General features: G+C 60.1%; 14 protein-coding genes. 4 read left to right on the top strand and 10 right to left on the bottom strand.

Annotated features, from left to right (window positions below; translation table 11 throughout):
- The first annotated feature begins 107 nt into the window (after positions 1-107).
- Genes ACQ7C1_RS11855 through ACQ7C1_RS11845 form a run of 3 tightly spaced genes read left to right on the top strand, consistent with a single transcriptional unit; the run spans position 108 to position 2787 of the window.
- Positions 108-1211 carry an inositol-3-phosphate synthase gene (locus ACQ7C1_RS11855; protein WP_430958394.1) on the top strand — a complete coding sequence of 368 codons (1104 nt, stop codon included), beginning with the start codon at positions 108-110 and terminating at the stop codon, positions 1209-1211.
- On the top strand, positions 1208-1807 hold the full coding sequence (locus tag ACQ7C1_RS11850) for a histidine phosphatase family protein (RefSeq protein WP_430958393.1): 600 nt from the start codon (positions 1208-1210) through the stop codon (positions 1805-1807). Before ACQ7C1_RS11855 ends, ACQ7C1_RS11850 begins: the two co-directional genes overlap by 4 nt.
- A 32-nt stretch (positions 1808-1839) precedes the next feature.
- Positions 1840-2787, top strand: coding sequence for a beta-xylosidase (locus ACQ7C1_RS11845; protein ID WP_430958392.1), 948 nt, complete (start codon positions 1840-1842; stop codon positions 2785-2787).
- Between the two features lies 1 nt (position 2788).
- On the opposite strand, the gene ACQ7C1_RS11840 is transcribed toward ACQ7C1_RS11845, so the two are convergent.
- The 4 genes from ACQ7C1_RS11840 to ACQ7C1_RS11825 form a co-directional block, all read right to left on the bottom strand.
- Positions 2789-4090 (bottom strand): Coenzyme F420 hydrogenase/dehydrogenase, beta subunit C-terminal domain, encoded by a 1302-nt coding sequence (locus tag ACQ7C1_RS11840; RefSeq protein ID WP_430958391.1) that lies wholly within the window; start codon positions 4088-4090, stop codon positions 2789-2791.
- 115 nt (positions 4091-4205) lie between these two features.
- Positions 4206-5267, bottom strand: coding sequence for a polysaccharide pyruvyl transferase family protein (locus ACQ7C1_RS11835; RefSeq protein WP_430958390.1), 1062 nt, complete (start codon positions 5265-5267; stop codon positions 4206-4208).
- A 209-nt stretch (positions 5268-5476) separates the two neighbouring features.
- Positions 5477-6496, bottom strand: a complete 1020-nt coding sequence (ilvC, locus tag ACQ7C1_RS11830) for a ketol-acid reductoisomerase (protein WP_064705499.1) — start codon at positions 6494-6496, stop codon at positions 5477-5479.
- Between the two features lie 50 nt (positions 6497-6546).
- Positions 6547-7212 (bottom strand): TetR/AcrR family transcriptional regulator, encoded by a 666-nt coding sequence (locus ACQ7C1_RS11825; RefSeq protein WP_176536237.1) that lies wholly within the window; start codon positions 7210-7212, stop codon positions 6547-6549.
- 172 nt (positions 7213-7384) lie between these two features.
- Between ACQ7C1_RS11825 and ACQ7C1_RS11820 the strand changes: the two genes are divergently transcribed.
- Positions 7385-7843, top strand: a complete 459-nt coding sequence (locus tag ACQ7C1_RS11820) for a hypothetical protein (RefSeq protein WP_430958389.1) — start codon at positions 7385-7387, stop codon at positions 7841-7843.
- Positions 7844-7869: 26 nt separating this feature from the next.
- On the opposite strand, the gene ACQ7C1_RS11815 is transcribed toward ACQ7C1_RS11820, so the two are convergent.
- The 6 genes from ACQ7C1_RS11815 to ACQ7C1_RS11790 all read right to left on the bottom strand — a co-directional run bounded on the left by ACQ7C1_RS11815 (position 7870) and on the right by ACQ7C1_RS11790 (position 14399).
- Complete coding sequence (locus ACQ7C1_RS11815; protein ID WP_430958388.1) at positions 7870-9501, bottom strand: FGGY-family carbohydrate kinase; 1632 nt, start codon at positions 9499-9501, stop codon at positions 7870-7872.
- Positions 9502-9661: 160 nt separating this feature from the next.
- A complete protein-coding gene (locus ACQ7C1_RS11810; RefSeq protein ID WP_430958387.1) occupies positions 9662-10378 on the bottom strand; it encodes an HAD-IA family hydrolase in 717 nt (238 codons plus the stop codon).
- Positions 10379-10381: 3 nt separating this feature from the next.
- Positions 10382-11110 (bottom strand): glycerophosphodiester phosphodiesterase family protein, encoded by a 729-nt coding sequence (locus ACQ7C1_RS11805; RefSeq protein ID WP_430958386.1) that lies wholly within the window; start codon positions 11108-11110, stop codon positions 10382-10384.
- A gap of 28 nt (positions 11111-11138) precedes the next feature.
- On the bottom strand, positions 11139-12059 hold the full coding sequence (locus ACQ7C1_RS11800) for an ABC transporter permease subunit (RefSeq protein WP_097598029.1): 921 nt from the start codon (positions 12057-12059) through the stop codon (positions 11139-11141).
- 2 nt (positions 12060-12061) lie between these two features.
- Positions 12062-13027 carry an ABC transporter permease subunit gene (locus tag ACQ7C1_RS11795; RefSeq protein ID WP_430958472.1) on the bottom strand — a complete coding sequence of 322 codons (966 nt, stop codon included), beginning with the start codon at positions 13025-13027 and terminating at the stop codon, positions 12062-12064.
- A gap of 13 nt (positions 13028-13040) precedes the next feature.
- Entirely contained in the window at positions 13041-14399 is a 1359-nt protein-coding gene (locus ACQ7C1_RS11790) for an extracellular solute-binding protein (RefSeq protein WP_430958385.1), read from the bottom strand.
- Positions 14400-14455: the final 56 nt, after the last annotated feature.

Here is a 14455-nt window from a genome sequence, read left to right as displayed (position 1 = left end):
TGGATCATCGCCAGACGCGACCGAAAAAAACGGGAAGGTCGGGAACCGGCGCAGTTCCCGCTTGTTAGCTTTGTAGATGCCTCAGCAAGCAGCCCTTGGAGGGAACCATGCGTTCGAAATCCATTCGCGTTGGATTGGTGGGAGTTGGCAATTGCGCCTCGTCATTGGTTCAAGGACTTACCTACTATGATAACGCCCGGGAAAACGAGCCGGTTCCAGGTCTCATGCACATTGATCTCGGCGGATATCATGTGCACGATATTGAGATATCTGCGGCCTTCGACGTCGCCGCTTCAAAAGTAGGGCGCGATGTCGCGGAGGCGATATACGCCGAACCAAACAACACGCAACGTTTCGCAGACGTCGCTCCGCTTGGCGTCGAGGTGAAACGCGGCAGGACGATGGATGGGATAGGGAAGTATCTCCAGGATCGGATCGAGGAATCGGCGGAGCCGCCGGCGGATGTGGCGGAAATCCTCAGGCAAACCGGGACGGAGGTGCTAGTTTCCTATCTTCCCGTTGGCTCGGAAGAAGCAACCAAGTGGTATGCCGAACAGGCGCTGGCGGCAGGTTGCGCTTTTATCAATTGCATTCCGGTCTTCATAGCCTCCAAACCGGAATGGCAGCAGAAGTTCGCAGCCCGGAAGCTGCCGATCATCGGCGACGATATCAAGAGCCAGGTGGGGGCAACGATCGTCCACCGAATGCTCGTCAATCTCTTCCGCGAACGGGGCGTCCGTGTGGATCGCACCTATCAGCTCAATTTCGGCGGAAACACTGATTTTCTCAATATGCTGGAGCGCGAGCGGCTGGAATCAAAGAAGATCTCAAAGACCCAGTCGGTCACCAGCCAATTGGATATTCCGCTTCCTGCCGACGATGTACATGTCGGACCAAGTGACCACGTCCCTTGGCTCACCGATCGTAAATGGGCTTATATCAGGCTCGAGGGCACCACTTTCGGGGGCGTGCCGCTCAATGCGGAGCTCAAGCTTGAAGTGTGGGACTCGCCCAATTCAGCCGGCGTTGTCATCGATGCAATACGCTGCGCGAAACTCGCCCTCGACCGAGGCCTGGGCGGAGCTCTGACAGGGCCGTCGAGCTATTTCATGAAATCGCCGCCGCAGCAGTTCACCGATTACGAGGCCCGCCGCCGAACGCAGAATTTCATCGATGACCAGGAGGATGTTCTGCGCGGAGCTGCGGAATGACGGCAACCTTCTTCCTGGTGCGTCACGCCGCGCATGACAATGTCGGGAATTTTCTGGCGGGCCGTGCAGCCGGTATTTCGCTTGGCGAATCCGGACGCTCGCAAGTTCAGCGTCTCGGGGAGAGGCTGCGCCGAGAGGACATCAATGAGATCTACACCAGCCCGCGCGAACGAACACGGGAGACTGCAGTAGGTATCGCATCAGCCTGTGGCCTGCCTCTTCCGCAAACGGACGATGCTTTGGACGAAGTGAATTTCGGCTACTGGTCCGGAAAAACCTTCGAAGTTCTCAATGATGATCCCCTTTGGCGCCGATGGAATACCACACGCAGCCTCGTCCGCACGCCAGGAGGCGAGACGATGCTGGACGTCCAAACTCGGATTTTCGGGCTCATAGAGACATTGGCCCGTCGCGGCAACGATAGGCGCTTAGCGCTAGTGTCTCATGCCGATGTCATCAAGGCGGCTGTCAGCCATGTCCTGGGACTGCCAATCGACGCTTGGCCCAGATTTGATATTGCACCGGCCTCCGTCACCACCGTTGTGGTCGGCGACTGGGGTGCAAAAGTGATGACGCTCAACGAAGTGACCTTATAACCCGTTCGTTAAATCCTGCCCGGGGAAGTCAAATGATCGAAGCTACGATGATCTGGAACGAGCCGAACAACAAATCGCACTGGGATCCTGAGATCGATCCTGAATGGAGCCTGTTTGCGCAAATGGCAATCCTGGCGTCTGATGCCATCGCAGCCAAGAATCCGGAACTGACGAAGGTGCTCGGCGGAATATCTCCAATCGACCCCTTCTTCATCAGCCGCATGAAGAATTACGGCGTGCTCGATCACCTCGATGCCGTCGCGCTGCATGGTTTCCCCCTCGACTGGAATCTCTGGCAAATTCATGAGTGGCCGGAGAAAATCAACGAAATACGCGCCGTCACCGATCTGCCGATCTGGGTCAGCGAAGTGGGCGTCTCGACCTTCGGCGCGGAGGAAGTGCAATTGTGGGGCCTGCAACGAACTGCCGAGTTGCTCAAGGGCAAAGTCGAGCGCTGCCAATGGTACAGCCTCTACGACCTCCCTCGATCATGGGAGGCAACAACGCGTCATCGCGAAGCCGAAGGCTCCTCCTACTATCGGCACTACTATATGGGCATTCTGCGCGAAGACGGAACGCCCAAACCGGCGCTTGAGGAGTTTGCCAAACACACGCCTGATTTAGGGCTGGTGCAATGGTTCCACTTCGAAGACCCGCGGCTGGATGAGGCTGCTGCCTGGATGAGGCGGTTAGGCGTGAAATCTGTGCGCACCGGACTTTCCTGGGCGGACCGATTCCGGCCCAACGCCCTCGATTGGTTCGACCGGCAGATGCAGGCCCTCGAAGATTTCGACGTAACGGTGACGTTCTGCTTCACGCCGGAGCATAGAGGTATCGCGCCGCACCATACCAGTGCGCCCCTGGTGCCCGAAGAATTCGCCGGCTTCTGCGAAGAAATGGTCGAACGTTACGCACCACACAGAGATAGCGGATATGTGTCGCGCGTTGCCAAGTCAGCAGCCCGACTGCTGGGGGCTTGAATTACGTGCGTCCCTCGGAGCCGGCTAAACCCAGGCTCTGGGCTATCCTGCCGATCGGTCCTCGGGAATAGGCGACCCCCTGATAGCATGCCAAGGCAGCACGAGCCCACAGAATGTAAAGTCTGGGGCTTTGCAAAAAAACGGCGATCGAAAAGACGCGATGACTCCAGAAGCTGATCCAATAGCGCATGATGTAAACCGCCATGCGCTGCCGGGACAAGCCGTGTCTGCCGGGACGGACGCGTTTTCGCGGGCGCATGCCCAAACGAGGCCAGGTCAGCCGGAATGCGAGACCCTCGCGACGCTGGCGGAATCCGGCGGCCTGGGTGGCTACGACAAAGTCGGAATCGACGTAAGACAGTGCGATCCTCTTCTCAGCAATCCCCGCATGGATCACATCTAGAAGTGCTGTTGAGCGGACGATCACCACGTTCGTTCCTTTTCCATCAGAGGAGTAGGGCTCCTTCCAGGCATCCCCGAAAGCGATATCTGCGGTTTCTGCCACGACGTCGTCGCAGAAATTGCAGGCAGAATTCTGAAAAAAACCCGCACCCCAGTCCCCATCGACCAGATGCCACCAGTCCTGGGCGCACGTCTCGCCGTTTTCGAGTGTCAGCTGAGCCCGATACCAATTCGCAGGCCGATCCTGGGTTTTCTTCCTGTAGTCGAGCCGTTTAACCTTCCTGATGTCCTGCCCCATCTGCCATGCGAAGCTCTCGGCCATTCGCGCGCTTTTCATGTGGCCGCAAAACAGCCCAAGCGTGAACGCAATTCGCTCCTTCAATACTGGGTCAACGGCACAGGCCAGTCGCACCGCCTTGATGAAACAAGGAATCCCAACCACGGCATACCGGCCTGGCGCCTCGCGAATGGACTGAAGCACTCCGGAAAGCTCGACTGGATAATATCGAGATTTAGCGCCCGCCTGAAGTTCCTCCAGATCACGTGACAGCGAATAATGAAACAGGCGCCGTTCCGATTGCGGATCATCGCTCTCCTTGACGTGAGCAACACCGTCGACAAGCCCCAGGCGCAGCAGTTCCGCTGCCACCCAGGTGACCATGCCGCCGGAGCTGCCGTTCGAACGGTATTCCCCTTCCTCGACATGGCCGACAAAGGCAGCCTCGTAACGACCCAGCAGAGGGTCTCGGTTTTTCGCACCGGCAAAACATTCGGCCGTCAATTCATCCTCGTCCCGGGCCACCGGTGAAAACGGGCAAATTCGCGCAAAATCTTCATCACGGGCCTGCAACCACGTCTTCGGGCCTGCCGGCTTCATCTGCCCGTACCGGTCGAGTTCCATGTGCACATCAGGTCGCGCTGACCTTGCGACACAGGAGCCGCAGCCGATGCAGCAGCCGGAGCCTGCAATATCCTTGGGAGCGATGCCCGGCGCGAGCCGATTCTTTTGACCGGAGCTATTGCAAGGCATGGCTGAGATAGGCGTTGGATGTGTCGCGCAGCGAAGATATCCGCTGCGAAATGCCCATAGGAAGGGGACTGCCGAGGATACCATCCAGATGCGTGGGAGTCGTATCTTCGGTCAGAACATGATCTTCAGCGCGGACGAGCCGCGTTAGATCGCGAATCTTGTTGGAACGGTAATCGGAGAGGACGCATGCAAACGGCTTCTCGTTGACAAGCGAGAACACGCATCCGTGAAAAAAGTTCGTCACGACAGCCTTTGCTTCAGAAATAAAGCTGGCGAAGTCCTCCGGGCCGGCATCAATCCACTGCTTATCGGCCCAATCGTTCCGATAGCCGATGCTGACGAGCGGATAGTCCCGGTCTCCTGCCCACCGGCGCACTGCATCCTGAAACCATGTGGGAAAACTGTGGCCGTAGACGGCTATATAGGGTGCCGCCTCCCTGTCATCCCGGCTCGCCTTCATCGTCTGCGGAAATTGCAGGCAGGGGTCGAGAACGAGTTCGGGCTCTATTCCCAATGTCTCGCGGATGATCCGCTCCGAATGGAGGTCCCGGACAGAAATATGAGAGAACTTTCGCAGCTTTTCCGCCCACCCCTCCAGTCGCTCCGACGATGTCAGACTTCCAAACGTCGCGGCATAGGAGACAAGACGCCCGCATCGCAGGCCTTCTCCATAAAACACCGGATACCCGCCATACCAGGGATGGCGAAGGTTCCACACCTCGTCGCTGCCGACGACGATGAGCGAATAGTCGTCCATCGCGGCTGGGTTCTCCAAGGGAAAAGGCGATGAAAGAGGCAAGCTCGCAAACGATTGAAAGAATTTCCGGATCTTCGCTTTGTAGAGCTGGTAGTCTTTCTTCGGCGTTGCGGCAGGAAGTAGCGGTTGCAGCGCGCATTGCCATTCCGCGCGGTTCACGCGATCAGACATGTGTTCCAGAAGAACGGCTTCTACTCCCATGGACGCGAGGCCTTCAGCCAGACAGCGTGCCTGCCAATAGGAGCCATAATTTATGCAGCGATGAAAGGTAAGAATTCCGGCCTTAGACATCTGGTCCCTGAAGCAGATCGAATAGGTTCCACTAACCGACCAACTCCAGTTCCGTTCCCAACAAACCGCAGCTCGCCGCTTGGTTCGGGAGCAGCTTTCTTCAGTATGTCGCAATGAATCAGATAACCCCCAGCTCAGGCGGGGGTTATCTGCAGTCTGGAGGCTGGAGCTTTTACTCCGGCCTTTCCGTTTTGCTTCGCTGAAACAGCTTAGTTGACCGATTTGTCGACCAGCTTGTTCTTGCCGATCCAGGGCATCATGCCGCGCAGCTTGGCGCCGACTTCCTCGATCTGATGGCTGTCGTTGTTGCGGCGGATACCCTTGAAGCGGGCCGCACCCGACCGGTATTCCTGCATCCATTCGGAGGTGAACTTGCCGGTCTGGATGTCCTTGAGCACGCGCTTCATCTCAGCCTTGGTTTCTTCGGTGATGATGCGCGGGCCGGTGACGTATTCGCCCCACTCGGCCGTGTTGGAGATCGAGTAGTTCATGTTGGCGATGCCGCCTTCATAGATCAAGTCGACGATCAGCTTCACTTCGTGCAGGCACTCGAAATAGGCCATTTCAGGCGCATAGCCAGCCTCAACCAGCGTTTCGAAACCGGCGCGGATGAGCTCGACGAGACCGCCGCAGAGAACGACCTGTTCGCCGAAAAGGTCGGTTTCGCATTCTTCGCGGAAATTGGTTTCGATGATGCCGGAACGGCCGCCGCCAACGCCGCAGGCGTAGGAGAGAGCGAGTTCAAGGGCGTTGCCGGAGGCGTTCTGATGAACGGCAACGAGGCAGGGAACGCCGCCGCCCTTTTGGTATTCGCCGCGAACCGTGTGGCCCGGGCCCTTCGGGGCGATCATGACGACGTCGACGGAAGCCTTCGGCTCGATCAGGCCGAAGTGAACGTTGAGACCGTGGGCGAAAGCGATGGCAGCGCCGTCGCGGATGTTCGGAGCGATGTCCGACTTGTAGATGTCGGCCTGGAGTTCGTCCGGCGTCGCCATCATCATCAGGTCGGCCCATCCGGCGGCTTCGGCGACGGTCATGACCTTGAAGCCATCGGCCTCGGCCTTCTTGATCGTGGGCGAACCGGCCTTGAGCGCGATGGCGACGTTCTGGGCGCCGCTGTCCTTCAGGTTCAGCGCATGGGCGCGGCCCTGCGAGCCGTAGCCGATGACGGCGACCTTCTTGGCCTTGATGAGGTTGAGATCGGCATCACGATCGTAATAGACGCGCATTTGAAGTTCCTTCCCTTGTGCTTGTCCTGTTGACTGTCATTAAGGCGAAATCAGCCGAGAGCCGGCATCTCCGCCAGAACCTTCTCCGTGCCGTAAAGCCGGAGGAAGGCGGTCACCGCCCTCTCCGCCTGGCGTGCGGTATCCTTGAGGCCCGGTTCGCCGAGCAGCATGCGCACATGCAGGTCGGAAACAACAAGGCCGTAAAGCGTGTGATAGGCTTCGTCGGCATCGGCAAAACGCAGGAGCCCTGCCCTCTTGCCGGCATCGATCAGCGCCATGGCGCGCCGGTCAATCTGGCGGCGGCCGCGTTCGAGCAGGAGCTTGCCGAGCTTCGAGCCGTCGCGGTGGGATTGGCCGATCGCCAGCCGGTTCAGCGCCAGCGAGACGTCGCCGGCAAGCACTTCCAGCAGGTCGCGGGCGAAGATGACGACATGGTCGTGCAGGCTCGTCGCCGTAAGCCGTTCGCCATTGCGCTCGAAGGTGCGCACCTTGCTCGCCTGATAGGCGATCATCGCCGACAATAAGCCGTCGCGATCGCCGAACCACTTGTAGAGGCTTTCCTTCGAGCAATTGGCGGCGCGCGCAACACCGGAGGTCGTCAGCGCCTTCTCGCCGCCATCAACGAGCAGCCGCAGCGCCTGCTCCAGAACGGCGTTCTGGCGCGACGAAAATTCGCTCGGCTCAGCAATATCGACGGACACGGTCACGGCTCCCATATACGTACCGTACGGTACGGTTCGCAACCTTTATGCGGCAATCCGATCAGGCCGTCAAGCAGGCCCGGCAGATTTTTATACGGGAAAGGCTGGTGGCGCACCAGAATTGGATAGGCGGACACCGGATTGAGATTCCATAATGCTGCATAATGTCATTTGCCGGGAGCCTTCTATGTCGCGTCTACCTGCTGCTCTTCTCCTAGCCGGAGCGATGCTCCTGGCAACGACGCCCTTCACCGATCGCGCCGCCGCGCAGTCGGATAGTGAAGTCTATAACCGCATCGAGGAATTGCACGGCGATGCCGCCGGCTTCGACCGGCCGCTGCGCCAGCTCGTCCAGGCGATGCGAACCGGCGATGCCGAAACCATCGCAGGCCTTGCCGAATATCCCCTGAGCGTAAAGGCAGATGGCGAAACCTATGATGTCGAAAACGCCGAGGATTTCATCGAGAATTTCGACGATCTGGTGATGCCGGAGACCCGTCGCGCTGTCGGGCGCCAGCAATATGAGGATCTCTTCGTCAGCAGCGAAGGAGTCATGCTTGCAAATGGCGCGGTCTGGATGGGTGCAGTCTGCGACGACAACGCCTGCGAGGAAAGCCATTGGGCGATCATCGCCATCAATAACTAGTCCGCGGCATTTGTCGCGCAGCGCTGTCAGCCATTGCTGCGAAGCTTGCGCGCCAAAGTCTGAAGCTCCTTGAACGCTTCGTAACGCTTGCGGTGAAGATCTGAAATCTCGCCCTCTGACGGCTGAAGACGCTTTTCCACCTTGGTGAGCTCGCTCATTGCCTCGCCAACATCGGCAAATTGCCGGCCGGCGACAGCGCCGAGAATGGCCGCTCCCAGCAATACCGGCTCCTCGGCCTTCGTCGCCACCACTGGCTTGCCACTCGCATCGGCGAGCACCTGGCGGACGAAATCGTGCTGGCCGGCGCCGCCGCTGATGACGATGTTGTCGACGGTGACGCCCGCCTCGGCCTGTGTTTCGATGATCTGCCTGAGGCCGTAGCCGATGCCGCAAAGCCCTGCGACGTAGAGCGAGACCAGGCCGTCGAGATCCCGCTCCATGCCGAGACCGGCGATAACAGCCCGGGCATGCGGATCGGCAAAGGGCGCGCGGTTGCCGAGAAATTCGGGAACGACATGCAGCCCGGCCGCCAGCCTGACGGCGTCGGAAGAACGGCCCGCCTTGCGGGTAGCCATGTCGGCAAGCAGGACCGGCAGCGCAACGCCGGCGCTCTTCGAAAGCTCCCTCGCCTCGCTGGCCGCGGGATGGAAGGAGAGGAGATGGTCGATCGCCGCACCGGCGGCGCTCTGGCCTCCCTCGTTCAGCCAGAGGCCAGGCACCATCGCCGAATAATAGGGCCCCCAGACACCGGGCACGAAAGACGGTTCTGTCGTCGATGTCATCGTGCAGGAAGAGGTCCCGAAGACATAGGCAAGGTTGGCTCGCGGATCGGCGCCGACGGTTCCGACACCGCCCGCATGAGCATCGATCAGCCCGGCTGCCACGGCAGTTCCGGGCGTCAGCCCGAGTTCCTCCGCCGCAGCCGCGCTCAGCCCCTGGCCGAGCGCCGAACCGGGCTCGACAATGACTTTGCCGATGCGGGCAAACCCTTCCTCCGCCAGCACGCCGAGACCGATCTGATGGAAATAACCGCTGTCCCACCGCTTCTCATGAGCGAGATAGGTCCATTTGCAGGTGACCGTGCAGGTCGAGCGCGACAGATCGCCGGTTGCCCGCCAGGTGAGGAAATCCGCAAGATCGAAAAACTGCCAGGCAGCATCGAAAACCTGGGGGCGGTTTTCTTTCAGCCAGAGAAGCTTGGGCGTCTCCATCTCGGGCGAGATGCGGCCGCCGACATAGCGCAGCACGTCATGCCCGAAGGCGTTGATGCGCTCCGCCTGCGGGACGGCGCGGTGGTCCATCCAGACGATGATGTCCCGGCCCGGATCTTCCGAAGGCCCGACTGGAAGCGGCTTGCCCCCTTCGCCGAGGACGACGAGCGAGCAGGTGGCGTCGAAACCGAGCCCGACCACTGAAGCCGGATCGACGCCGGCTGCGGCGACGGCCTCTCGCACAGCCGCGCAAACGGCGCTCCAGATTTCGCTGCTCGATTGTTCGACGATGGAACCGGCTTCATGAAACAGGCTGATATTCCGCTTGGCGGAGGCAAGCATACTGCCGGCCATATCGAACAGACCGGCCCGGGCGCTGCCGGTGCCGACATCGACGCCGATGACATATTTGGCGCCGGCTTCTGCGGTATGAGATGTGTCGCTCATGATCTCTCGTTTCGGATCGGCAAGGATCGGGTTGATTAGCAGCTGCGGTCGATTTTCAATGTCTGTTGTCTGGAAAAATCCCCGCCTCCAGGGACATTACGCGGTCACGGCGACATGGCAAGGAGGCTGGCGCTGAACGCGCCCTCCGCCCGGGGCGCCATCACAGCCTCCCTCCGACTTTTTCCAGAATGGCGGGGAGCTCCCCCGCCCCAGTCGCAACGGCGGCGGCTCCAGCGGCATCAAGCACGGCGCGGCGGCCCGGCCTCGGATCGGCCGGATCGACGAATCCGATGGCCGTCATGCCTGCGGCGATTGCTGCTGCCACACCATGAACGCTGTCGTCGATCATGATGCATCTGGCCGGCCGGGCCCGGAAACGCTCGGCACAATGCAGCAGCAGATCGGGCGCCGGCTTCGGCCGGGAGACGAATTCGGCGCTGAAGACGCCTTCCCCGAAGGCGCTCCAGAGATCGAGTTTGCCCAAGCTGTTGCGCAGCCGCCGCATCGTGCTGTTCGATGCGACGCATTTAGGGCGGTCGAGACTGTTGACGACCTCGGCAATGCCGGCAATGGGCGTCAGCGAGCGCGCGAATTCCTCGAATAGATGAAGATGCCACTTTTCGAACAACGTAGCGATATCGATGATCCCGTATTCGTGCCGGCACATCTCGGCGATGATGCTTTCCGAATTGCCGGTGAACTTGACATGAGCCTGCGCTGCGGTGATCGCAATGCCTGCGCTTTGGAGCGTTTCCGCCAGGGTACGGCTGGCAATCGGTTCGCTGTCGATCAGCACGCCGTCGCAATCGAAGATCACGAGATCGACGCTGTCCATGGTGCCTGACATGCCGGGATAATCGATGCGGCTATTGAGCATGCCTCACCCCCGCGCCTGCAAGGCGAGGTCCGGACGGTCCGTGGTTATCTGTCTGATCGGTTTGGCAAGCCAATATTCGAGATCGCTCATTTCGTTCGGAACCCAGGCCCCGAGCCGGTCGAGCGGCACGAGCCTGGTGATCTCCTCCCACTTCGCCTGAAGCAGCGACTTTTCGACGGCGATGATATCCGAATATTGCATCATCAGGCTGAGGCCGCTCGCAAGGCCGAGACGCTCGGCAGACTTGGCGTCGAAGGACGACAAGGTGCGAATACCAGGGGCGACCTTGCGAATATCTGCGAGCACGTCGGGATGAAAACTCGTCAGGATCGAGCGCTCCATAAGACCAAGCCGCTCGACTGCGGCGAATGCCTTGGCGGCGAGCCCCTCGTAAGGCGTCCCATCGGCGTGGGTCTTCAGTTCGATGTGAAGCTCGAGGGGCGCATTCTTGAAGACGGCGAGGACCTCTTCCAGGGTGGGGATCGCTTCCCCGTCACTGTCCTTGAGGCTGATTTCACGATGTTTTCCCGAGCCGAGATCGGCGACCGGCCCGCGCGCATCCGTTGTGCGCTCCAGCGTCGGGTCGTGAATGACGAGCATTTCGCCCGAACGCGTCAGGTGGATGTCGAACTCCACGCCGTCGACAGGCATCTGCGCGAGTTTGCGGAAGCCCGAGAGACTGTTCTCGGGCCAGAGATTGCGGCCGCCACGGTGGCCGATGATATGCACCATCGTCTGAATATCCTTGAGATGTCGCGTGTTACTTTCCGGAGTCCACCAGTCCCTTTGTGAACCAGCGTTGCATGAAGAGAATGACAGCCGCCGGCGGCAGCATGACGAGCAGCGCAGCGCTCATCGCAATGTTCCAGGCGGGCGCGGAGTCGGAGACCGGGACGAGCTGCTTCAGCCCGAGGACGGCCGTTCCCATCTCCTTGTCGGTGGTGAAGAGCAGCGGCCACAAATACTGGTTCCAGCCATAGAGAAACAGGATGATCGATAGCGCAGCGATATTGGCGCTCGACAGCGGCAGCAGGATATCCTTGAAGAACTTCAGAGGGCCGGCGCCGTCGAGCTTGGCCGCCTCGCAAAGTTCGTCGGGAACGGTCAGGAAAAACTGCCGGAACAGGAAGGTCGCCGAGGCGGAGGCGATCAGCGGCAGGATCAGGCCAGCATAGCTGTTGACCATGTTCCATTTCAACGAGGCTTCGATGCTGTATCCGGTCAGGTTTTCGACGATACCGGACAGGCCGATCGTGCCAGCCAGCCAGCGGATCGGCCCGGCCGCATCTGCGACCGCTTCATAGGTCGGAATGATGCGGACCTCGACCGGAAGCATCAGCGACACGAAGATCAGCCAGAACGCCGTCATGCGGAACGGGAAGCGGAAATAGGTGACGCCGAACGCGGCGATCAGCGAGATCGCCAGCTTGCCGACGACGATGCCGGCGGTGACGATGATCGAATTCAGGAACAGTTGGGAGAACTCGCCCTGTTGCCAGGCGGCGGCCAGGTTTTCGAAGAAATGCGAGCCCGGCACCACCGGGAACGGCGCCTGCTGAACCTCCTGCAAGGTCAGCGAGCCGGCGACGAAGGCGAAGTAGAGCGGCAGGCAGACAAAAACCGCGCCGATCAGCAATATGGCGTGGCAGAAGATCGAAAGACCGAGATGGCGTTCGGGCATGGCTACACCTGGTAATTGACCTTGCGCTCGAGCGCGCGGAATTGAACGATGGTGAAGAGGATGGCGATCAGCATCAAAAGCACGGATTGCGCGGCCGACGAGCCGAGGTCTAGCTGCACGAAACCATCCTGATACACCTTGTAGACCAGGCTGTTCGTCGCCCCGGCCGGGCCGCCGCGGGTGACCGCGTCGATAATGCCGAAGGTTTCAAACAGGCCGTAGACGAAGTTCATCACCACGAGGAAGAAGATCGTCGGCGAGATCAGCGGAAGTGAAATCGTGAAGAAGCGCCGGACGGGTCTTGCGCCGTCGAGCTTTGCCGCTTCCAGAAGCGAGACAGGCACGGCAAGCAATGCGGCGACGAGAAAGATGTAGTCGTAGCAGACATTCTTCCAGACAGAAGCGATGGTCACCAGCAGCTGCGCATCGAAAGGCCGCCGGTTCGGATCCCATTCGAAGCCGAACCCGTGCAGAAGCTGCGCGATCGGCCCAACCGCCGGATTGAACAGGAAGGCCCAGATCACGCCCGATATGACAGGCGCGATCGCATAGGGAAGCAGGATGATGCTCTTGTAGATCCCCCTGCCTCTGATCACGAAATCGGTCGCGAAAGCAAAGAGACCGGCAAGCAGAAGCGTCGCGCAGTTCTGTGCAACGGTGAACCAGAGCGTGAACAGCGCGCTGCCGCGATATTCCGGGCTGGCGAAGAGATTGTAGAAATTTGTCAGTCCGACGAAAATCTCGGTGCCGCCGAAGGGATCGACCTGAACGAAGGCCAGCGACAGCGCCTTGTAAGAGGGAATGAAAAAGAAGAACAGCAGGATCAGCAGCTGCGGCGTAACCAGGCCGAAGGCAAGCCACGGCTTGTTGAAGTGGGCGGACTTCAATCCGCCTTCCGACGGCTGCGCGACCGAGCGGCCCGTCGACAGAAGATCGGGGATGCGAAGGCGCCGGGCGGCGCCTTCCATCTTTCCCAAGGTTCTACTTTGCTGCATGAAGCTGCTCATACTGGCGAAGGATCTGGTTTCCGCGCGCCGCCGCCGCATCCAGCGCCTGTTGCGGGGTCTTCTGGCCGGTCCAGACACCCTGGATCTCTTCCACCAGAAGCGCCATCGACTGGTTATGATTGCCGAAGCGGAAGCCGCGCGAATTGTCTGTCGGGGTACCGCGCGTGAGCTGGAGAATGGCGATCTCGCGGGTCGGGTGGTCCTTGAAGTAGCCCTCGGACTTAGCCTGCTCATAGGCTGTGTTCGTCACCGGGACATAGCCTGTCTGCTTGCTCCACCAGACCTGCGTCTTCGGTGAGGCGACGAAGTTCAGGAAGGCCGCCGCGCCGGCATATTCTTCTTCCGACTTGCCTTTGAGAACCCAGAGGGCCCCGCCGCCAATGGTGCTGTTTTTCGGCTCGATGCCTTCCTCATGCGGCAGGAACGTTGCGCTCCAGTTGAATTTCGCGCCGCTCTCGACGGCGGCATGGGCCGCGGTGGAGGCCACATAGGTTGAGCAGGTCTCGGAGGTGAACAGCTGGTCTGGCGAGAGCCCCTGCCCGGCGATCTGCAGGATGCCGGCGTCCATCCACGTCTTGAGGCGTGTCACCTGACCGACCACCAATGGGCTCTTGTTGAAGATGAATTCGGTGTCGAGGCCGCCGAAGCCATTCGCCTTGGTGCCGTAAGGCTGGTCCTGGATCGCCGCATAGTTCTCGATCAGGCTCCAGTAGAAGTCGTTCGCAAGCGCCATCTGGCACTTCGAGACACCTTTCTCCTTGATAGCGCGCAGTTGCTTGTCGAGCTCCTGCCAGGTCTCGCCCGGCTTGTCGAAGCCGGCTGCCTTGAAGTGATCGGCATTGTACCAGAAGATCGGCGTTGAGCTGTTGAAGGGCATCGCCGCCGGCTTGCCGTCGACCAGATAGAAGCCCGCGACTGGCGCGACGAAATCATTCCAGTCGACCTTGTAGCCTTCCTTCTCCATCAGCTGCGGCACCGGAATGATGGCGCCGGAATTGTACATGGTGAGGAACCCGCGCTCGGCGGCCTGGACCAGCACCGGCTGCTGATGGACGCGGTAGGCGGCCACCATCGCCGCCATGGTCTCCTCGTAATTGCCTTTGCCGATGCCGACAACCTCGTATTTGTCCTGCGAGGCGTTGAAGTCCTTAATCAGCTGGGTGGTGATTTCGGCCAAGCGGCCGCCTGCCGCATTCCACCATTCGATCTTGACGCGATCGGCGGCGCTGGCGTGGCCTGCATTCGTCAGCCCGAGCCCCACCAGTGCAGCGCCCGCCGCGAATGACCGGATTGTCCGTCCGAAACGGGATCCTATCAAAGACATTGCCGTCATTTCGTTTTCCTCTCCATTGCCTTTGTTCGCCGACCGGTGCGTGGAGCGCCGGTCAA

The sequence above is a fragment of the Rhizobium sp. Nf11,1 genome (assembly GCF_050587665.1).
Taxonomy (GTDB): Bacteria; Pseudomonadota; Alphaproteobacteria; order Rhizobiales; family Rhizobiaceae; genus Rhizobium.
The sequence above is the reverse complement of the archived record's forward strand: the minus strand, read 5'-3'. Positions and strand labels throughout refer to the sequence as shown.